Source organism: Pseudoalteromonas sp. GW168-MNA-CIBAN-0100, assembly GCF_040309225.1.
GTDB lineage: Bacteria > Pseudomonadota > Gammaproteobacteria > Enterobacterales > Alteromonadaceae > Pseudoalteromonas > Pseudoalteromonas arctica.
This window is the reverse complement of the sequence record NZ_JBEOOL010000839.1, coordinates 1-251: the sequence shown is the minus strand read 5'-3', so window position 1 is coordinate 251 and position 251 is coordinate 1. Positions and strand designations below refer to the sequence as shown.

Annotated in this window: 1 pseudogene; it reads right to left on the bottom strand. The window is 39.8% G+C overall.

Annotation, left to right across the window (positions count from 1 at the left end):
* Positions 1-251, bottom strand: a pseudogene (locus AAEY62_RS23645) (hypothetical protein); the annotation flags it as partial.

The window sequence follows — 251 nt, the reverse complement described above, 5'->3', positions numbered from 1 at the left end:
GTGTTAGACCATGCTCGGCCAACATCAAGAAAAGCAGCGCCGCCTACTTTAAATAATTGTAGTAAATCATATTCCCAATAGTAGCGCTTTTCTAAACTCACTAAAAAGCTGCGATCTCCATGCTGATAATCCATAGGATAGCCACGCAGGCCGGTTTCTCCGACTAAAGTAAGTAGTTGATCAGAAGAAAGGTGTTTAGCGAATTGCATCAGAGCTTTAACATAAAAAGATTGGTCTAAACTGGTATTTAA